Source organism: Ruegeria sp. HKCCA5463 (assembly GCF_013034175.1).
Classification (GTDB): Bacteria; Pseudomonadota; Alphaproteobacteria; order Rhodobacterales; family Rhodobacteraceae; genus Ruegeria.
In genome coordinates, this window is the sequence record NZ_WQFL01000012.1 from 49,980 (window position 1) to 67,732 (window position 17,753).

Here is a 17,753-nt window from a genome sequence, read left to right on the forward strand (position 1 = left end):
CGGTCATGATGCCAAAGCTCTCCAGCAATCGCTCAAAATTTCGACGCGCTACCGTGATTTCAATTGTATTGCTTCTTATTGTCCCTTTCATCTTGCCATTGCGCAAGATCGACAAACCAGAACAAGGCAACTCTGACAGGCCCTCAACTGAGACAGTTTGTGGAGAAGGCTATTTACCATTGATTTCAAGAGAGACAGCTGTGTGCTTTGTGGTCTCCCCCGCTTGGTCAGACGATAAGATTGCCTGGCTATCCGAGGATGCAACCTCAGTCTATTGGCGACACCAAGATCTAGAAGCACTAGAAATTCATGTGCCCGAAGGGACGCTTGGCATATCATTGCGAGCCATATTGAATCCAAACTACTCCCCACTCAAAAACCCGCAAACCGTGTCTCGTCTTTATTCACAAGTAGATTTTATCGGCCAAGAAGACGACGATAAAGCTTTGCTATGTCGTGAATCGCTGAACCCGCTGGCCGCTGAGTTAGGTGGAAAAGGCTGCGACTTACTTCTATACGTTTCTGACGATATATTCGCAGAGATCAGACTTGTAACCATCAATCATCATGGCTCAGTCTATGATTGGCCTGACGTTGATCCTAAGAATATTAAAGCTTGGCGGCGGAACATACTTATCGTTCAAAGTGCCGTTTCCGAACTTGTCCGTCCTCTCGCGGCGAAGAAAGAACACTAATCATGGTACGCACTACTCCGGCCGCACCGGATAGCGGTCGCCCTTCTCGTCTATCAGGATCAGTCGCCCCCCGCTACGCACGTACAGATCACAGCGGCTGAACCCATTGCGGTACGCGATGCACACGCTGCCATCATCGGCAATCGCGTAAGTTCCAAAGGCAGAATCTCCGCTTGCGTATGTGTAGGAATAGGCGCCCCCGGCCGAGAATTTGGCCTGTCCGTCGTCGTAAAAGGTCAGTGTCTGCCCCGCCAAAGCATCAAGCTCTGCGGCTGTAAGGGGCGTATCCCCGGTTTTGACGGGCCAGTCGGCTGCAAATACAGGGCCGGCGGCGATGAGGGCGGGGATCAGGAAGCGCGTCATGCGCTCACGTTAGCGCGATAAAGCCGCAACCGTCATAAACTTCCAGTGAGCGGTCAGGCGACCATCTGTTCGGCTTTCTTCAGATCGACCGAAACCAGTTGGCTGACTCCCTGTTCCTGCATTGTGACACCGAAAAGGCGATCCATGCGCGCCATCGTCACCGCATGGTGGGTGATGATCAGGAACCGCGTGTCAGTCTGGCGGCACATCTCGTCCAGCAGATCACAGAAACGCGTCACGTTTGCATCATCCAAAGGCGCATCAACCTCGTCCAGCACGCAGATCGGAGCTGGATTGGCAAGGAAGACGCCGAAAATCAGCGCGGTCGCCGTCAGGGTCTGTTCTCCGCCCGACAGCAGGCTGAGAGTCGACAGTTTCTTGCCAGGCGGCTGGCACATGATCTCAAGGCCCGCATCCAGCGGGTCGTCACTTTCGACCATCACAAGATTGGCCTCGCCGCCCCCAAAGAGATGCTTGAACAACATGGCAAAGTTCGAATTCACCTGTTCAAACGCGGTCAGCAACCGCTCGCGCCCTTCGCGGTTGAGGCTGGCGATCCCGCTGCGCAGCGCCTTGATTGCCTCTTCCAGATCGGCTTTTTCGCTGCTGAGCGTATCGAATTCTTCCTGAACTTCCTTGCTGTCTTCCTCGGCCCTCAGGTTCACGGCCCCCATCGCATCGCGCTGACGTTTGTGACGGTTCACTTCGGATTCCAGAACGTCCGCAGCTGGCATCTGGTCGGGGTTCACGTCCAGCTGGTTCAGCAATTGGTTCGGGGTCAGTTGCTGATCCTCGGCAATCCGTTCCGCCGCCGCGACAACACTTTCCTTGGCCGCGTCACAGCGCGCCTCGGCCGCGGCACGGCTTTCGCGCGCTTCTGATGCCAGACGCTCGGCCTCCCGTTCGGCCAGAACGATTTCACGGTGCATAGCCTCGGCTTCGGCCAATTTGTCGGCGGCTTCGGCGCGCCGTGCTTCTGCGGCTTCGATCTGTTCGTTCAGCTCCTCACGCGCCTCGGCGATTTCGCCGGGCACGGCCATGGCCTCCGTCAGCTCTTCTTCCGAGCTTTCCTTGCGCTCGGCAAGTTCGGAAATCCGCTTTTCAGCCGTTTCCAAACGGTGGCGCCACCCGCTGAGATCTTTCGCGACCTCCTGGGTACGACGCGTGCGAGCGTCCCCCTCACGGCGCAGCTCGTCATGGGTCGAACGGTGGGTCAGCATGGTGATCCGCGCCGCCTCGACCGTCTGCTTGATGTCTTCGACCTGTGCGCGGGCACTGTCGAGATCACCCAGACCGGCCAAAGCCCCTTCGGCGTCGCGCAGTTGCGCGCGGGCGGCCATGGCGTCGTCCTTGTGGCGGTCAACGGCGAGGGTCAGGGTTTCCAGCTTGCCCTGGGCCAGATTGCGGTCGGCCTCGGCCCGCGACAGTGCGCGCGCGGTTTCGGCCATGCGCTGATCAGCAGCACGGCGGGCCTCACGCGCGCGCCGGTCTGCCTCGGTCACGTCCGCCAATTGCTGAGACAGCGCCTCATGCGCGGCACGGGCACCGTCAGCCTGTGCTTCGGCACGGGCAAGGTCCTGTTTCAGTGCTTCCAGCTTGTTGAGCTGCTCCAACCGCAGAGCAGCAGCACTTGGCGCGTCTTCGGCCCAGGCCCGGAACCCGTCCCAGCGCCACAGGTCGCCCGAGCGCGACACCAGACGCTGGCCGGGTTTCAGCGATGCCTGCAACCGTGCGCCCTGATCCGCATCCACCAACCCGATCTGCGCAATGCGCCGGCTGAGACGATCGGGGCCCGATACATGAAGCGCCAGAGGCTCGACCCCTTCAGGCAATGGCTGGTCGCTGTCATATCCAGCCACCTGCACCCAGCCGGATGGCCCGTCACCCTCGACCAGCGGCGCGCGAAGATCGTCGGCCAGAGCAGCACCCAAAGCCTTTTCATAACCGGGTTCGACGCGCAGCAGGTCCAGCACCTGACCGCCTTCCGCCGTGTCGCGCTCCACCAGCTTGGCCAGCGCCGTGGTTTCGGCCCGGATCGCGCCCAGCTCGCCTTCTGCCTCAGACCGTCTCGCCCGGGCCTCGGCTTCGCGCGCTTGCGTTTCGTTGCGCAGTTCATCCGCCGCGGCAAGCGCCTCTTCGGCGGCTTCCACCGCTTCACGGGCTTCTTCTTCGCCCGATTGGGCGTCTTCAAACGCCTCGCTGGCGCGGATCAGGGCCGTCTTGGCCTCGTCCACGGCTTTCCGGGCTTCTTCCTCTTCACTTTCGGATCGGGCCAGTGTCTTGCGACTGTCTTCGACCAGACGCTGGGCGGACTGGTGCCGGGCGACAAGACGGGCCATATCTTCGGTTTGCTGCGACAGGTGGTCTTCGCGTTCCTGTAGGATCGAGGCTGCCTCGCGGGCGATTTCCGCCGCTTCGGCCACTTTCTCATCGTGACCTTCTGCCGCCTTGGCCAGTTCGCGCGCTTCCCATTCCAGCCGTTCAATCATTTGTACCGCATCGCGGTTCAATCCGGCTTCGCGTTCGATATCGTTGGCCAGCTGCTGGATTCGGTTGGTCAGCGTCTCGATCGCTTGACGGGCGCGGGTTTCCTGATCGGACAATTGATCGCGCTGCACCTGCTGGCGTTGCAGCACGGCGGCGGCAATGGCCTCCTCCTCGCGCAGCGGCGGCAGGGTTTCCTCGATCTCGGCACGTTTTGCGGCGGCAGCGCGGGCTTCAGCCTCGGCACGGGAGGCTTCGGTGATCCGCTCACGCAGTTTTTCTTCGGCCTGCTGGCGGGCCATGTCGGCCTCTTTCCAGCGTCGATACAGCAGCATCCCCTCGGCCTGACGCAGCTGTTCGCCAATTTCACGATAGCGGGCCGCCTGACGGGCCTGACGCGCAAGCTGGGCCAGTTGTCCGCCCAACTGCTCCAGCACGTCATCGACGCGGGTCAGGTTGGCTTCGGTGCCTTTCAGCTTGAGCTCGGCCTCATGGCGACGCTGATACAGGCCCGAGATCCCGGCGGCCTCTTCCAGAATGCGGCGCCGGGCGCGCGGCTTGGCGTTGATCAACTCGGCAATGCGGTTCTGTCCGACCAACGCGGGCGAATGCGCACCGGTCGAAGCATCGGCAAACAGCATCTGCACATCGCGCGCACGAACGTCTTTGCCATTGGTCTTGTAGGCACTGCCCACATCGCGGGTGATGCGGCGAACGATTTCCAGTTGATCGCTGTCGTTGAACCCCGACGGCGCCAGACGTTCCGAGTTGTCCATGGTCAGGACAACTTCGGCAAAGTTGCGCGCGGGTCGCGTGGCGGCCCCGGCAAAGATCACGTCTTCCATCGCGCCACCGCGCATGGATTTGGGGCGGTTTTCACCCATCACCCAACGCAAAGCTTCCAGAAGGTTGGATTTGCCGCAACCATTCGGGCCCACCACACCGGTCAACCCGTCCGCGATGATCAAATCGGTCGGATCAACAAAGCTTTTGAAGCCGGTCAGTTTGAGCTTGCTGAAACGCAATGGCTGCGTGCCCCATGATTCCTGTGCATTGGAAGTCTGCGCAAGGGATGGGGTCTGAGTCAACGGAGTTGCGCAGGATATGGGATATCACCCCAAGTTATCCACAACATCTTGCCGAAACACGCAAGAACGCGCGCATCTCAATACGGCGTGCATTCAAAGACCTGATACCCGTTTTCCCCACCGACGTTTTCATAAAGACCAAAGTCGATGCATTCGTAATTGGGGGTCGAGACGGCCGTCAGCAAAAGCCGCTCACCCGCATCACGGTCACACCCCAAAACCCCAACGGTCACGGCTGCATCCCCCAGCACGTCCAGAATTGGACATCCCGAAACCTGTGCCATCGCTAAAGCGGCGCGATCCCGGACCGGGCCCAGCCGAGGGGCGTATTGCGCGTTGATCCGCACAGCCTCGGCCAGGTCGCCGCGCACACGCACATCAAAGACACTGCCATTCACAGCCACGCGCGTGGCTGGAACGTCGCGGAAATGCGGAGTGCCGGCGGCGCAGGCGGCCAGCAACAGAGGTGCGAGAAACCGGATCATGCCGCAGAGTTGCAGCATTTTGGTTAACAGAACCTTTCCGGACGTCAGGCCCGCAGCACCTCTCCCAGTCGGCGAATGCCTTCGCGTATTGTCGCCTCGTCAGAATTCGAAAAACTGAGACGGATCGTGTTTGCCCCGCTGCCATCCGGGAAAAACGCCTGCCCCGGAACAAAAGCTACTTTGACGGTGTCCAGCGCACGCGCCAGCAGGTCAGAGCCAACCATCCCCTCGGGCAACGTGACCCAGATGAACATTCCCCCCTCGGGACGTGTCCATTCCACCCCGTCAGGCATATGCTGGTCCATGGCGTTCAGCATCACATCACGACGGGCGCGATAGACATTTCGTACTTTCGGAATATGGGTGTCGAAACAGGCCTGCGCCACCTGATGCACAGCCATCTGGTTGATGGTCGCGGAATGAAGGTCAGCTGCCTGTTTCAACAGCACCATTTGGGAAATGACTGGCTTGGACGCAACGACCCATCCCATACGCAAACCCGGCGACAGCGTTTTCGAGAAACTGCCGCAATAGATCGTCCGACAGTCCTCGATTGACCCTTTGCGGGCCTGCTCCAATGACAGTATGGGGGGGATAGGATCCCCGTCATAGCGCAGAGCCTGATAGGCTCCGTCCTCTATCAACGCGCAATCCAGTTCCTCGGCCAGATCCAGCAGAGCCTCTCTGCCCTGCAAGTCCACGGTTTCTCCTGTCGGGTTCGCAAAATCCGCCGACAGATAGGCAAATTTCACTGCGCCTGCGCCCGCTGCGGCCTTGTATTCCTTGGCCCCCTGATTGCCATTGAGCCGGTCAAAGCGTGGCTCGTAGGCGTTGAATGCAGCCAGCGCGCCCAGATAAGTGGGCCACCCGACCAGGGCCGTGTCACCGGGGGACAGGAACAGCTTGCCCAGATAGTCCAGCGCCTGCTGTGACCCCGAGGTGATCAGGATGTTGTCGATGTCACAGGCCACCCCGATTTCGCGCATGTGCTGCGCCAGCCACTGCCGCAATGGGACATAGCCTTCGCTGACCGAATACTGCAGCGCCTGCGCTTGCAAATCCGGCCCCAGGGCCTGCTGAAACGCCTGTGCAAACGCATCGGCGGGAAACAGTGCGGGATCAGGAATCCCACCGGCAAAGGAAATGATGCCGGGTTGGTCAAGCAGCTTCAGCAATTCGCGAATCTCTGACGCTTTCATTCGCGAGGCCCGGGTGGCAAACAAAGGGTGTTGGGACATGAGGCTCCTCCGATCTCAATTCGGCGCAGCCTAAGCTCTCCACTATTAAAGTCAATATTACTGACCTAATTATTCAATGGATGCGACCGGGGATTCTTGAACAGCACCGACGTCCATGGTCAAATGAATTGACCAATTTCGGAAGAAGAGATGCCATTTCACAAAGTTCAGACGGAAAAGCTGTCGCTCGCAGTCGTTCGCCAGATCGAGCTTTTGATCCTGCGAGGCATCCTGCGCCCCGGCGAGCGCCTGCCATCCGAGCGGGAGTTGGCAGAGCGCATGGGCGTTTCGCGCCCGTCCCTGCGAGATGCGATTGCCGACCTTCAGGAACAGGGCCTTTTGACCGCGAAAGCCGGATCCGGGATTTATGTGGCCGAGGTTCTGGGCTCTGCCTTTTCACCGGCACTGATCCGCCTGTTTGGCAGCCATGAAGAAGCCGTATTCGATTACCTGTCCTTTCGCCGTGACATGGAAGGGCTGGCGGCGGAACGGGCGGCGCGCCTGGGGTCAGACAGCGACCTGAAGGTCGTTCAGGCGATCTTTGACAAGATGCAGGCGGCCCACAACCGAAACGCCGCGAATGACGAGGCGCAGCTGGACGCCGAGTTCCACATGGCCATCATCGAAGCCAGCCACAATGTGGTGATGCTGCACATGATGCGGTCGATGTATGACCTCCTGGTGCAGGGGGTGTTCTACAACCGTCAGACCATGTTCCGTCAGCGCGCCACCCGCGAGGCCATCCTGGATCAGCACCGCGCCATCAATGCGGCGCTGCAAGAGCGTGATCCTCTGGCCGCCCGAAATGCAATCGAACGCCATTTGGATTTTGTGGAACGCTGCATGGCGGACCAGCAAAAGGCCGATCGGAACGAAGCTATTGCGCAACAAAGGCTGCAACACGAAACCGGGCGGGGCTGAGCGCGGTCCGGATTTTGCAGACATGGCAGGGCAAGGCCGGGACTAGGCAGCGCCTGACGCGGCTGGCAGCAGATGTCGGGGGAACGGCGCGCCGCTGCCTTCTCCCAGACGGTTCTCCGCGGCCAGTGTCGTCAGCGCCGGGTCGATGAACAGCCTTGCGCCGCGATCTCTCAGACGTTTGTGCAGCATTACATGTTCGCACACCTGTTGGCCTTTTTCGTCCCGGCAAGTATAGCGCAACCCTCGCAGCGCGCGGGATTTATACAAACCGGCGCCGCCGAATGCGCTGTCGACCGGGATCAGGGGCGTATCGGCAGGAATGTGAAACTGGCGGTCAAAAACAGCGGACTTCATGACGGACCGGCGCCACTTGCGACGCCCGAACAGCGGCCGGCGCGTGCTTTGAATGCGTTGCCACACGTCTTCATCACACCAACCCGAACAACGCAAAGCGTAGATATCGTCATATGCTGGTTTTGGGTTGGCGAAAACACCCTCCCACAACGGGGCGACCCGCTGCGCTGCTGTCAGAACCGCCTGGGCATCCAGGCAGGTATTCGGACCATCCAGATCCAACACCAGCGTCAACTCCAGGTCCGTGTCCTGATCCTCGAGTTTTTTGAGAACTGCATTTCTGGCCGCCGTGATACGCTCGACCCGGTTTGGCAATTCTGACGCAAGACCATCCAGTCGCAGGATATCGACATGCCGGCTTTGACCCGCATAATCAGACAACACTTGATCCGTACCGTCCGTGTTGTCGTTCGTGGCAATGGTGACGGTGAACCGGTGCAACTGCGCAGACAGGTTTTCGATTCTGTTGATCGTGTCGATCAGCGCTGACCCGCCATTTCGGACGACGCCGACAATATTCATCGAAACTGCGTTGCCTGACACCGCCTGTCTTTCCCTGTTGTTTTCACGCCCCCATCAGGGCGCTCCTATCAACCTGATCCCCGGCAGGTCGTAGGATTCGGAGTGTTTGAAACAACAGAAACAGAAGCACGACTAAAACAAAAGACCCGACAGCCAAAAGCTCTCGGGTCGTCTGTATCACGTGTCTGTCGGGGTCACCCGTCAGTGCAGCTTTGCATCCACATCTGCAATCGATGCATCGATCAGCTTGTTGGCCTGCGCTGCGGTCATTTGCTTTGCCAGAACCGAGCTGGCCGCCGAAACCGCAACCGATACGGCCTGATCACGCACTTCCTTCAGTGCAGACGCTTCGGCCGAAGCGATCTGGTCCTGAGCTGCGGCCAGACGACGCTCGATCGACTTTTCCAAGTCAGCTTTCGCCTGTTCTGCCGCCAAGGCCGCGTCTTCCTTCGCTGCCGCGACGATCGCATCGGCCTGCCCCTGAACTTCACGCTGCTTGCGCTCGTACGAGGCCAGCAAACTGCGGGCTTCTTCATGCAGAGCACGGGCTTCGTCAAGTTCGGATTTGATGCCTTCGGCACGTTTGTCCAGCGCGCCACCGATCATACCGGGGACCTTGAAGTAGAACAGGACCGCGATGAAGACGATGAAGCCCAGAAGGACGACAAAGTCGGTATTGCCAAGCGAAAAGAACGGGCCGCTTGCAGCCAGCGCGGGGCTGGCGGCACCAACGGTCAGGATAAGGGCAAGAGTGTTCCGCATGTCACTTATCCTTTCGTCTGTGCGTCTACTGCACTGTTTATGGCTTTGGCATCTGCCTCGCCGCCCAGTGCGGTGACCAGTTCAGCCGCCGTATCCTTGGCAACCACTTGAATGCTTTCTAGCGCACCGGCACGGATTTCAGCGATTGCCTTTTCCGATTCCGCCGCCTTGGCAGCGATTTCCGCATCCGCCTTGGCAATCGCGTCATCCAGTCCAGCCTGAATTTCAGCGCGTGCTTCGGCAGCGATACGCTGCGCTTCGGCACGGGCATCGGCCAGCGCCTTGTTATAGGCCTCTTCGGCCTCGACCGCCTTGGCCTTCAGATCTTCGGCCGCAGCCAGGTCATTTGTAATGGTCCCCTGACGTTCAGCCAGGATTGCCGCGATGCGGGGCAGAGCCACGCGGGACAGGACCAGAAAGATGACGACCAGCGTAATGACCAGCCAGAAAATCTGGTTGGGGAACCAATCGAAGCAGAGCTGCGGCATCCCGATGGCAGAGCCATAGGAGTCGACGCACGAGCCAGCTACCTCTTTTGTAAGGGGTTCAGTCGCCATGATATCCTCCGTCGGAAACTTGTCTTTACAACAGGTGGGCCGCTATGGCTTGGACCCACCTGCGCGTAAGGATCAGGTTCCGCAGATTATACGGCGAACATCAGCAGCAGCGAGACCAGGAATGCGAAGATCCCCAGGGCTTCTGCGAACGCGATACCGATGAAGAGGGTTGCGGTCTGCGAAGCAGCCGCCGAAGGGTTGCGAAGGGCGCCGGCCAGGAAGTTGCCTGCTACGTTGCCCACCCCGATTGCGGCTGCGCCGGAACCGATTGCTGCCAGGCCTGCGCCGATGTGTGCGAGATCGCCTTCCATGATGTATCTCCTTACGAATTGGAAGTTTCGATGTTGGGTGTTCGGACCTTAGTGCGACGGATGCAGCGCATCTTTCAGATAAACACAGGTCAGAATGGTGAATACGTAGGCCTGAATGAAGGCCACAAGGACCTCAAGACCATACATAGCGGTGATCGCCAGAACCGACACGGGCGAGATCACGGCAATCGCGGCGAAGCCTGCGAAAACCTTGATAACCGCGTGGCCAGCCATGACGTTTCCGGCAAGACGAATGGAGTGGCTGACCGGACGCACGAAGTACGAGATCAGCTCGATGATCGCCAGGATCGGGCGCAGCGCCAGAGGCGCGCTGGAGACCCAGAACAGACCGAGGAATGCGGCGCCGTTTTTCACGAAACCCAGCACGGTCACGGTCAGGAACACGGCCAGCGCCAGCGGGATGGTCACGGCAAAATGCGACGTGGTGGTGAACGAGGTCGGGATCAGCCCCAGGAAGTTCGCGCAGACGATGAACATGAACAGGGTCATGACATAGGGGAAGTATTTCACGCCTTCCTTGCCGCAGATGTCTTCCAGCATCTTGTAGATGAAGCCATAGGCCAGCTCGGCCACCGACTGCATACGGGTCGGAACGATGGCGCGTTTCGAGGTGGGCAGTACCAGCAGAGCGATTATGGCCAGCACCGCAAAGAACAACCACAGGGTCACGTTGGTGACGGTGAACATGCCTACTGCACCATCGCCGAACAGCGGCTTGACGATGAACTGATCCATCGGGTGGAATACCAGGCTGCTGCCTTCTGCTGCGGTGGTCTCGGTTGCCACGTTCAGTCCCTCTCGTCCTTCTCGGCAGCCGTTGCCGCCGTTTGTTTCTCTTGAACCTCTTTCGCGCTGCGGAGCATAACCTTCACGCCCGCGACAAGGCCCAGCAATGTAAACAGCACCAGAAAGATCGGGATCGTCCCGAGCAGGCTGTCCAGCCCGTATCCGATGCCAAATCCGATCCCCAGACCGGATACCATTTCGATGACCATCCGCCAGGCAAGCTCACCCCCGGACACGTCAGCATCCGCACGAGGCTTTGGCGCTTTGGCCTTTTTCGCCGCCTCGATCTTGGCCTCCAGCTGCGCCATACGCTGCTTTTGGTCATCATCGGTCACGGGCGTTTCCCTCGTACAGTCTTGGGCATGGTGCTAAGGCGCGGCGCGCGCAGAGTCAACGACCTTGAATGCCCTCGTTGACGCAGTCTAAAATATTGAATTTGTTATGATTTTCACAAGACCCAAGACGCGCCATTCGTTTCGATGACCGCCGTTGCACCGCCAAAGCCCTGAATCCGCATATTCAACCAAATGGTTGACCAATCCCGACGGCTATGGTTGAGCGGTCACATGTCCAACGATCTCGACACAGTCTTTGCAGCCCTCGCCGACCCCACCCGCCGCGCCATTCTGGCGATGCTGCTGGAGGATGACATGGCGGTGACGGATGTGGCCGAACCGTTCGAGATGTCGCTGGCCGCGATCTCCAAACACCTGGTCATCCTGACCAAGGCCGGTCTGATCAGTCAGGAAAAACGCGGGCGGGTAAAATGGTGCAAGCTGGAACCCGACGCCTTGCGCGCCGCTTCGGTCTGGATGCAGGGGTTCGGACAATTCGAGCCCGTCAATCTGGACGCGTTCGAACGGTTTCTGGAAGCTGAACTGCCAACGTCGGGCGAGGCCTAGCGCACCACAAAAACAGACATGCTGGCGTGTTTCGCCAGATAACCGGCGTGGCTGGAAAAAATATAGTCGGTGATCCGGGGCGCGTGGGTGCCGACAATGACCAGGTCTGCGCCGATCTCCTCGGCCGCGCGGGTCAGATCGCTGTCCACCTCAGCGGCAACGTCGACCGAGTGGATTTTGCGCATGGAAACGTCTGATCCACTTTCTGCGGCCAACTGTTCGGTGAACTCCGCCAACTCCTTGTCGATCTCGGCCTCGGTTTCCGAGGATTCACCCATATGAGCCCCGGTAACGCTGATCAGAGTGATTTTGGCGCCCTGCCACTTTGCAACCTGCCCGGCAACATCGGCTGCTTTGCGAACTTCGGGCGGTAGATGCCGGTCAACCGGCAACATGATATGTTTGAACATGATCTCCTCCATTTGCCTGCCAAAGAGGTTATGGAAAGGCCCACAGGGGTGCCTTGATCTGGCTCAACAAATTCCACCTCTGGAATGCATATTGGATCTGCCGGATTTTCCAGCGAAGACATGGCTTATTCCATGGCGCGGCGCACTGGCACCGAGGGCGGAACTTCCTCTTTCAACAACATCAGCAGGGCGATGATTGTCAGCGCCACACCACCCAGGATCAAACCGGTTGGCACGCCTTTGCCCAGCGCAATCTCCCACAAAATGACCCAGCTGGGAACCAGGTAGGTATAGGCCATGACCTTGGCCGACGGCAGCCGCAAGGAAGAAAACTGCACCAGCACGAAGCTGGCTGCCGTTGCAAAGAACGAAATGTAGAACAGGCCGATCCAGACAATAGCCGGAAGCCCGGCCCAATCGGTTGCCATCAGGTCGGACCAGCCGAACACGACCAACAACAGACACCCGGCGACCAGCGTACCGAAGGTGAAAACCACGGCGGGCTCTCCTCGGTTCAGCTTGCGTATCATGGGCGTATAGATCGCATGGGCGACGCAGCCCCAGAAATAGATGATTTCGCCGCCACCGATTTCAAAGGCGCGGAACATTTGCCAATCGGCCCGGAAAATCACCCAAAGCGCCCCCACAGCGCCAATGGTCAGGGCCAGCGCCATGCGCGGAGTCGTGATTTGGCGCAACAAGACCCACCCCGCCATGGCAGAGACAACTGGTGTCAGGGTGAACACCGCTGCCGCACTGACAGGTGGGGCGGTTTGCAACCCATAGAACATCAGGACGAAATAGGTGGCGAACAAAGCCCCGAGCACCAGATAGCGCCAAGGGGCCTGCGCGGCGCTGCGCGGCAGGCCGGTTGTCGCCAGTGCGGCCAAACCAATCACGGCAGCCGCAATCGCAAAGCGAACCGCATTCAGGGCGGCTGGCGCGATTTCGTTGGCGATCATGGACCCCAACGAAAAGCTGCCTGCCACAAGGGCTGAAAAGGCAAGCATGGCCAGATGGCCACGCATCTGCGGGCTCATGGCTGCCAGCCTTTGGCTTCTTCTTTCAGAAAGCTCAGAAAGGCCTGTACCTTGGTGGTGCGGTGCAAGTCCACGTGGGTCACCAGCCACAGATTGCCGAACCATTCCGGCAGCGGATCAATCACCTCGACCAGATTGTCGTGGCGGGCAGCCTCCCAACGGGCCATGAAGCCAATGCCGGCACCGGCCAGAACGGCCTCGCGCATGCAGAAGTTGTTGGTACAGCGGAAGGTGATGCGATCGGCGGGTACCGTCGCGCGCAACCAGCGTGTGAACGGCGCGCGGCTGGTCTCATCATCGGAACTGACGAAGTGATGGCGTGCAAAATCTTCGATTCCGGATGGCTTGCCGAACCGTTCGATGTACGAGGCGCTGGCATAAAGACCAACTTCCTCTTGCCGGAAAGGCTGGACGACATTGTCGGGTTGATCAGGGGCCGATCCGGCGCGGATCGCCACATGCGCTTCACCGTATTCCAGCCGGAACAGCCGGTCGCCCGTCAGGTATCGCACGATCAGGTCCGGATGCATCTTTTGAAACGCGGTGAGCGTCGGCACCACCAACGGGGCAAGAGACCCCAGGGAAGTCACGACCAATTCACCCGAGACATCGTCTCCGCGTCCCTTCATCCGGCCCACAAGCTGATTGAACTGATCTTCGGTCGCCTGCGCCACGCGCAACAGATCGTCTCCTGCTTCGGTCGGCGTATACCCACGGGCATGGCGCTGGAACAGTTTGACACCCAATCGCGCCTCGATCGCATCTATGTGGCGGATCACGGTGGCGTGGTGAACACCCAGAACATCTGCCGCGCCGCTGACCGTCCCCATGCGTGCCACCTGATAGGCGGTTCTCACTTCATCCCAATTATCCATGGCAAAGTCGTCACTGTGCAATTTCCAACAATAACTGTTGATGTATCCGAGTTTTGTTCATCAACGCAATAATCATATTGGGCGCAGGACAAGATTCTCCTGACTGAAAGGACCAAAACAATGACCAAAACGATCCTTCACATCGACTCATCCGCCCGCCGCGTGAACTCGACCACGCGCGATCTGTCTGACCGTGTGGTCAAGCAACTGGGTGCAGACCGCATCATCCGCCGCGATCTGGCCACCCCCCTGCCCCTGCTGACAGAAGACTGGATCGCCGCCAATTTCACCCCCGCCGAGCAGCGCGACGATCTACAGCGCGACCGGCTGGCCCTGTCGGACGAACTGGTTTCCGAACTGCAAAAGGCCGACACCATCGTCATCGGCCTGCCGATCTACAACTTTTCGGTGCCTGCCGCATTCAAGGCTTGGGTCGACCTCGTGGCGCGCGCGGGCCTGACCTTTTCCTACACGGAAAACGGACCCAAAGGCCTGCTGGAAGGGAAACGTGCCATTCTGGCCATCGCATCGGGCGGTGTTCCTGTCGGATCCGAAGCTGATTTCGCCACCAATTACGCGCGCCACGTTCTGGGCTTCATCGGCATTCATGACGTCGACGTCATCGCCGCGGATCAGATGGCCGTGAACCCGGATGCGGCGCTGGAAAGTGCCCACAAGGCGGTTGCGGAGCTTGCTGCCTGATCGCCTCTGGCCAACGAGCGTGGAAACGTCCAGTCTGCATGCGAGCAAACAGGCAGACTGGATGGGCCACATGAAGAAAATCGGCATTCTGGGCGGTGTTGGCTGGGCCTCGACCGTCGATTACTACCGGGCGATTGCCGAAGGGGCCGGGCGTTATCACGCGGAACGCGGCCATGGTTCGCCTTTGCCGATCCCACCGATGACCATCGAATCCGTTACGCAGGCCAGAACGCGCGCCCTGCGCGGTGTCGCCGGTGATGAGGCAAGCTGGGCGGATTTTGACGCGGTGTTCCGCGACGCCCTGCTGACTCTCGAACGCGCCGGGTGCGATTTTGGCATTATCGCGTCCAACACCCCCCATGCGCGGCTTCACGCGATACGGCAGGGTGTCTCGATGCCGATCCTCAGCATCTTTGACGCAACCGCCGAGGCGACGGCAGGTACCGGCGCATCACGGGCTCTGGTCCTGGGAACCACCGTGACAATGCAGGCCACCAACTATGCGAACCGACTGGCCGCCGAAGGCATTGCCGCGAATGAACGGTTGCCTGAACCCGAGATTTCCCAGATGCAGGCCATGATCGACAGTGATTTCTACGGTGGTGCGTCTGACATCGCCCGCGCCAGACTGCTGGCGTTTTGCGACAAGCACGCCAGCCCCGGAACCGCGATCCTGCTGGCCTGTACCGAGCTTCCACTGGCTTTTCCCAACCACCTGGACGATCCGGTGTTCGAAGCTGACGGGCATCTGTTCGTCAACCCGTCAGCCGCGCATGTTGCCGCCGCATTGAATGAGGCGCTGACGTAATCAGGGCAACCACGTGACCGCGCAGCCGATGCGATCGAAAAAGGCCATCATGTCGGCCCGCGTCAGAGCCACGGTGCGGTCGTTGACAAGGGGGTGCATGTAAATCACCTCGGCCTGCTGTGCCGCCGCATCCATGAAGAACCTGACATCATTCTGAACACCGTTGATCATCGCCAGCGGACTGACGGCGCCGGGACGTATGCCGAGATTCTGAAACAGCCGGTCCGCCGAGCCGAAGGACAGGTTGCCTATGCCCAACTCGGCCCCCAAAGCCTTGAGATCAATCTCGCGGCTTTGTTCCAAGGTCACCAGATAGTTGCGCTTTTTCTTGTCGCGCAGATACAGGTTCTTGACCCGCAGCGCGTTCTCTCCGGGTGTCATGAACTGGTCTTCGACCGCCTTTGCATCCTCGACCGTACGCAATGGCACATGGGTATGCAGGCGATAGGTCAGCCCCCAATCTTCCATCTGCGCAAGCAATGCGTCCGAACTCAGCGGCAAAGTGTCCTGATAGGTGGATGAAGCGTCCATGAAGCCCTCGCTTTTTTGGATTGCTCATCGCGCAACAAAACTTGGAATTCAAGCGCGAGAGATACAATTGCCCGGGTGATACCACCCAGAATGCAGATCGCGCGCATCACAGGCGCAGTCAGTGTCTGGCGTGCCGAACCTGGCCTTGACCCCGCCAACCACACTGCCCGAGATCAAGGACGGTGCTGCGCTGGCCCTGCGCGTTTCAGCCTGATTTCACGCAAGACGGTGATGAAACAAACTGGAACAGGGTGTTGGAACGGTGCTAGCGTACCGCCATGAAAGTGACCCGAGACACCCCGAACCAACTGATCATCGCCAATACGCCCTGGTTCATCGGTATCACGTTGGTCATTTTCATTCTGGCCTTTGTCGGACCCGGTATTTTTCTGATGAGCACGGGCGGCGAAGGCATCTGGTTCGGCCTGATCTTTGCCCTTGGCGGAGGCGGTCTTGGGTTTGGTGCGTTTTGCGCTTTCGTAAGACGGGTTCAGATCATTCTGGATCGGCACAAAGACAGTATCCTGATTCGCCGCCAATCGGTTTTCGGTTACGAAGCGGTTGAACACAAACTGTCCAACCTGTCCCACGCAGAAATCGAAAGCACGACATCCCGAAGCAAAAACGGCACCTCGACGCTGTATCGCCCGGTCCTTGTTCTTGAGAAAGGCATGAGCGCGGGTCGCCATCCAATTGTCGAAGCGTTTTCCGGCGGCTCCGGCTCTCACCGGTTGGCCGAGGCGGTGAATGACTGGCTTCCATCGAAACCAGGCCAAGACCGTCGCGCAGTCGGGACAAACTAAGACGCCAGGCCGCGTTCCAGCCACAAGCGCTCTTCGGCTGAGACCAGCCGGGACATGCAGGCGTCATATCGCGCCATGTCCTGCTCGGTCAGTTTGCCTTCCCACTTGTTGCTTGTTCCCGAAGAGAAGAACTGCGCAAAGTCGTGAAACCCACTGGTGAATCCGGGGGTTTGCTCCAGACGTATGGCGTTGTTTTTCATTGATCCGAAACTGCCGGCCTCGGCTATGTCTTTGACCAGGTCCGGGTCAATTTCGATGTCCATGATCCGTGCAAGCCGCGCGACCTGTCCCGGAAGATCCCGGCTGAGCTCGGCATAGTGCAGAAAATGAATGTTGGGCAGGTCGCGATACTTCCAAAAGGAATGGAAGTGATGAATGATCGATCTGAGGGTCAGGTCATCTGTGCCCTTGGATGACGCGGGCCGGTTCAAAAACATGTCGAAAGCTTCCGACAGATCGTCAGGGAACAGGTAATCAAGCCAGTCATGTTTCATATTCTCGACATGGCGGCGCATTGAAAAATGAACGTCAACCGGATGGCGGTGAACAACCAAGTATTGCGCATTTGGCGAGAACACGATGCCATCAAGCGGGGTATGTGTCTTGATACAGCGCCGATGTCTTTGCGCGCTCAGTTCATCCGCCTGCGCGACCCGATCGCGAAAACTGCAATCAAGCCACGGTGAGACCCTGTTGTCGTACACACTGGGGTCGGCCGTTTCGGTGATGAGCATGCGCACCAGTGTTTGCGTCCAAGTGGTGCCGCATTTGGGCGGTGTGCACACAAAGACGTCGCTGGGCCGGATCTCGAATCCGGACCATATATCGGTGTTGGTCACTTCGCCGACATAGTCGGTCGTCTTTCGCGGCAGACCATTCTTCATCGCCCCCTCCCTCAGCTTCAATCACGCAGAATAGCCCGCAATGTGACACTCACATAGCTTATCTTGACTCACACGGCCCAGAGGCGTAGATGACGCCCCAACATCCGGAAGCCTTTCGATCTTCCGGTCCCTTGAGTCGTTCAGGGATCGCCCCCCACCAGCGAGTTTCGCCCGTGGGGGCGTTTGTGCATTGACCCGTCTGCCCTTATCT

At 59.2% G+C, this 17,753-nt stretch carries 21 protein-coding genes; 6 read left to right on the forward strand and 15 right to left on the reverse strand.

The genetic code is table 11. The annotated features are described in order from the left end of the window. The first annotated feature begins 8 nt into the window (after positions 1 to 8). Complete coding sequence (locus tag GOW09_RS19930) at positions 9 to 695, forward strand: hypothetical protein (protein ID WP_171120294.1); 687 nt, start codon at positions 9 to 11, stop codon at positions 693 to 695. A gap of 12 nt (positions 696 to 707) precedes the next feature. Here GOW09_RS19930 and GOW09_RS19935 read toward each other — a convergent pair whose 3' ends face one another. The 4 genes from GOW09_RS19935 to GOW09_RS19950 all read right to left on the reverse strand — a co-directional run bounded on the left by GOW09_RS19935 (position 708) and on the right by GOW09_RS19950 (position 6,353). Beyond that, complete coding sequence (locus GOW09_RS19935; RefSeq protein ID WP_171120295.1) at positions 708 to 1,058, reverse strand: hypothetical protein; 351 nt, start codon at positions 1,056 to 1,058, stop codon at positions 708 to 710. 53 nt (positions 1,059 to 1,111) lie between these two features. After that, complete coding sequence (locus GOW09_RS19940; RefSeq protein ID WP_171120296.1) at positions 1,112 to 4,567, reverse strand: chromosome segregation SMC family protein; 3,456 nt, start codon at positions 4,565 to 4,567, stop codon at positions 1,112 to 1,114. 140 nt (positions 4,568 to 4,707) lie between these two features. Further along, positions 4,708 to 5,115 carry a hypothetical protein gene (locus GOW09_RS19945; RefSeq protein ID WP_171120297.1) on the reverse strand — a complete coding sequence of 136 codons (408 nt, stop codon included), beginning with the start codon at positions 5,113 to 5,115 and terminating at the stop codon, positions 4,708 to 4,710. A gap of 44 nt (positions 5,116 to 5,159) precedes the next feature. After that, the gene (locus tag GOW09_RS19950; RefSeq protein WP_171120298.1) at positions 5,160 to 6,353 is read right to left on the reverse strand and encodes a PLP-dependent aminotransferase family protein; all 1,194 of its coding nucleotides are present in this window, start codon (positions 6,351 to 6,353) and stop codon (positions 5,160 to 5,162) included. A gap of 150 nt (positions 6,354 to 6,503) precedes the next feature. Between GOW09_RS19950 and GOW09_RS19955 the strand changes: the two genes are divergently transcribed. Next, entirely contained in the window at positions 6,504 to 7,274 is a 771-nt protein-coding gene (locus GOW09_RS19955) for a FadR/GntR family transcriptional regulator (protein ID WP_171120299.1), read from the forward strand. Between the two features lie 42 nt (positions 7,275 to 7,316). On the opposite strand, the gene GOW09_RS19960 is transcribed toward GOW09_RS19955, so the two are convergent. The 6 genes from GOW09_RS19960 to GOW09_RS19985 all read right to left on the reverse strand — a co-directional run bounded on the left by GOW09_RS19960 (position 7,317) and on the right by GOW09_RS19985 (position 10,922). Then, positions 7,317 to 8,150, reverse strand: a complete 834-nt coding sequence (locus GOW09_RS19960) for a hypothetical protein (RefSeq protein ID WP_171120300.1) — start codon at positions 8,148 to 8,150, stop codon at positions 7,317 to 7,319. 201 nt (positions 8,151 to 8,351) lie between these two features. Then, a complete protein-coding gene (locus GOW09_RS19965; RefSeq protein WP_152457049.1) occupies positions 8,352 to 8,912 on the reverse strand; it encodes a F0F1 ATP synthase subunit B in 561 nt (186 codons plus the stop codon). Between the two features lie 5 nt (positions 8,913 to 8,917). Then, positions 8,918 to 9,469, reverse strand: coding sequence for a F0F1 ATP synthase subunit B' (locus tag GOW09_RS19970; protein ID WP_171120301.1), 552 nt, complete (start codon positions 9,467 to 9,469; stop codon positions 8,918 to 8,920). An 86-nt stretch (positions 9,470 to 9,555) separates the two neighbouring features. Continuing rightward, positions 9,556 to 9,780 (reverse strand): F0F1 ATP synthase subunit C, encoded by a 225-nt coding sequence (locus GOW09_RS19975; protein WP_005981269.1) that lies wholly within the window; start codon positions 9,778 to 9,780, stop codon positions 9,556 to 9,558. Positions 9,781 to 9,828: 48 nt separating this feature from the next. Next, positions 9,829 to 10,587, reverse strand: a complete 759-nt coding sequence (locus GOW09_RS19980) for a F0F1 ATP synthase subunit A (protein WP_152457047.1) — start codon at positions 10,585 to 10,587, stop codon at positions 9,829 to 9,831. Positions 10,588 to 10,589: 2 nt separating this feature from the next. After that, positions 10,590 to 10,922, reverse strand: a complete 333-nt coding sequence (locus GOW09_RS19985; RefSeq protein ID WP_152457046.1) for an AtpZ/AtpI family protein — start codon at positions 10,920 to 10,922, stop codon at positions 10,590 to 10,592. A gap of 231 nt (positions 10,923 to 11,153) precedes the next feature. Here GOW09_RS19985 and GOW09_RS19990 point away from each other — a divergent pair, with 231 nt between their 5' ends. Then, a complete protein-coding gene (locus GOW09_RS19990) occupies positions 11,154 to 11,489 on the forward strand; it encodes a metalloregulator ArsR/SmtB family transcription factor (RefSeq protein WP_171120302.1) in 336 nt (111 codons plus the stop codon). Here the strand turns inward: GOW09_RS19990 and GOW09_RS19995 are convergent. The 3 genes from GOW09_RS19995 to GOW09_RS20005 all read right to left on the reverse strand — a co-directional run bounded on the left by GOW09_RS19995 (position 11,486) and on the right by GOW09_RS20005 (position 13,814). Beyond that, a complete protein-coding gene (locus GOW09_RS19995) occupies positions 11,486 to 11,899 on the reverse strand; it encodes a universal stress protein (protein WP_171120303.1) in 414 nt (137 codons plus the stop codon). The genes GOW09_RS19990 and GOW09_RS19995 overlap by 4 nt on opposite strands. Before the next feature lie 125 nt (positions 11,900 to 12,024). Beyond that, positions 12,025 to 12,939, reverse strand: coding sequence for a DMT family transporter (locus GOW09_RS20000; RefSeq protein WP_152457043.1), 915 nt, complete (start codon positions 12,937 to 12,939; stop codon positions 12,025 to 12,027). Then, positions 12,936 to 13,814, reverse strand: coding sequence for a LysR family transcriptional regulator (locus GOW09_RS20005; protein ID WP_171120304.1), 879 nt, complete (start codon positions 13,812 to 13,814; stop codon positions 12,936 to 12,938). Before GOW09_RS20005 ends, GOW09_RS20000 begins: the two co-directional genes overlap by 4 nt. Before the next feature lie 120 nt (positions 13,815 to 13,934). Between GOW09_RS20005 and GOW09_RS20010 the strand changes: the two genes are divergently transcribed. Together GOW09_RS20010 and GOW09_RS20015 are read left to right on the forward strand one after the other, a co-directional pair. After that, the gene (locus GOW09_RS20010; protein WP_171120306.1) at positions 13,935 to 14,516 is read left to right on the forward strand and encodes an FMN-dependent NADH-azoreductase; all 582 of its coding nucleotides are present in this window, start codon (positions 13,935 to 13,937) and stop codon (positions 14,514 to 14,516) included. Positions 14,517 to 14,586: 70 nt separating this feature from the next. Next, complete coding sequence (locus tag GOW09_RS20015; protein WP_171120308.1) at positions 14,587 to 15,324, forward strand: aspartate/glutamate racemase family protein; 738 nt, start codon at positions 14,587 to 14,589, stop codon at positions 15,322 to 15,324. Here the strand turns inward: GOW09_RS20015 and GOW09_RS20020 are convergent, their stop codons facing one another. Continuing rightward, on the reverse strand, positions 15,325 to 15,855 hold the full coding sequence (locus tag GOW09_RS20020) for a prolyl-tRNA synthetase associated domain-containing protein (protein WP_171120310.1): 531 nt from the start codon (positions 15,853 to 15,855) through the stop codon (positions 15,325 to 15,327). Positions 15,856 to 16,133: 278 nt separating this feature from the next. Between GOW09_RS20020 and GOW09_RS20025 the strand changes: the two genes are divergently transcribed. Beyond that, positions 16,134 to 16,658 (forward strand): hypothetical protein, encoded by a 525-nt coding sequence (locus GOW09_RS20025; RefSeq protein WP_171120312.1) that lies wholly within the window; start codon positions 16,134 to 16,136, stop codon positions 16,656 to 16,658. On the opposite strand, the gene GOW09_RS20030 is transcribed toward GOW09_RS20025, so the two are convergent. Next, the gene (locus GOW09_RS20030; protein WP_171120314.1) at positions 16,655 to 17,542 is read right to left on the reverse strand and encodes a sulfotransferase domain-containing protein; all 888 of its coding nucleotides are present in this window, start codon (positions 17,540 to 17,542) and stop codon (positions 16,655 to 16,657) included. The two genes, GOW09_RS20025 and GOW09_RS20030, sit on opposite strands and share 4 nt — an antisense overlap. Positions 17,543 to 17,753: the final 211 nt, after the last annotated feature.

Coding starts and splice junctions, on each gene's coding strand:
- GOW09_RS19935 (WP_171120295.1), bottom strand. CDS start 1,058: ATGACGCGCTTCCTGATCCCCGCCCTCATCGCCGCCGGCCCTGTATTT.
- GOW09_RS19945 (WP_171120297.1), bottom strand. CDS start 5,115: ATGATCCGGTTTCTCGCACCTCTGTTGCTGGCCGCCTGCGCCGCCGGC.
- GOW09_RS20000 (WP_152457043.1), bottom strand. CDS start 12,939: ATGAGCCCGCAGATGCGTGGCCATCTGGCCATGCTTGCCTTTTCAGCC.
- GOW09_RS20015 (WP_171120308.1), top strand. CDS start 14,587: ATGAAGAAAATCGGCATTCTGGGCGGTGTTGGCTGGGCCTCGACCGTC.
- GOW09_RS20005 (WP_171120304.1), bottom strand. CDS start 13,814: ATGGATAATTGGGATGAAGTGAGAACCGCCTATCAGGTGGCACGCATG.
- GOW09_RS19930 (WP_171120294.1), top strand. CDS start 9: ATGCCAAAGCTCTCCAGCAATCGCTCAAAATTTCGACGCGCTACCGTG.
- GOW09_RS20010 (WP_171120306.1), top strand. CDS start 13,935: ATGACCAAAACGATCCTTCACATCGACTCATCCGCCCGCCGCGTGAAC.
- GOW09_RS19960 (WP_171120300.1), bottom strand. CDS start 8,150: ATGAATATTGTCGGCGTCGTCCGAAATGGCGGGTCAGCGCTGATCGAC.
- GOW09_RS19955 (WP_171120299.1), top strand. CDS start 6,504: ATGCCATTTCACAAAGTTCAGACGGAAAAGCTGTCGCTCGCAGTCGTT.
- GOW09_RS19975 (WP_005981269.1), bottom strand. CDS start 9,780: ATGGAAGGCGATCTCGCACACATCGGCGCAGGCCTGGCAGCAATCGGT.
- GOW09_RS19990 (WP_171120302.1), top strand. CDS start 11,154: ATGTCCAACGATCTCGACACAGTCTTTGCAGCCCTCGCCGACCCCACC.
- GOW09_RS19965 (WP_152457049.1), bottom strand. CDS start 8,912: ATGCGGAACACTCTTGCCCTTATCCTGACCGTTGGTGCCGCCAGCCCC.
- GOW09_RS20025 (WP_171120312.1), top strand. CDS start 16,134: ATGAAAGTGACCCGAGACACCCCGAACCAACTGATCATCGCCAATACG.
- GOW09_RS19950 (WP_171120298.1), bottom strand. CDS start 6,353: ATGTCCCAACACCCTTTGTTTGCCACCCGGGCCTCGCGAATGAAAGCG.
- GOW09_RS20020 (WP_171120310.1), bottom strand. CDS start 15,855: ATGGACGCTTCATCCACCTATCAGGACACTTTGCCGCTGAGTTCGGAC.
- GOW09_RS19970 (WP_171120301.1), bottom strand. CDS start 9,469: ATGGCGACTGAACCCCTTACAAAAGAGGTAGCTGGCTCGTGCGTCGAC.
- GOW09_RS20030 (WP_171120314.1), bottom strand. CDS start 17,542: ATGAAGAATGGTCTGCCGCGAAAGACGACCGACTATGTCGGCGAAGTG.
- GOW09_RS19995 (WP_171120303.1), bottom strand. CDS start 11,899: ATGTTCAAACATATCATGTTGCCGGTTGACCGGCATCTACCGCCCGAA.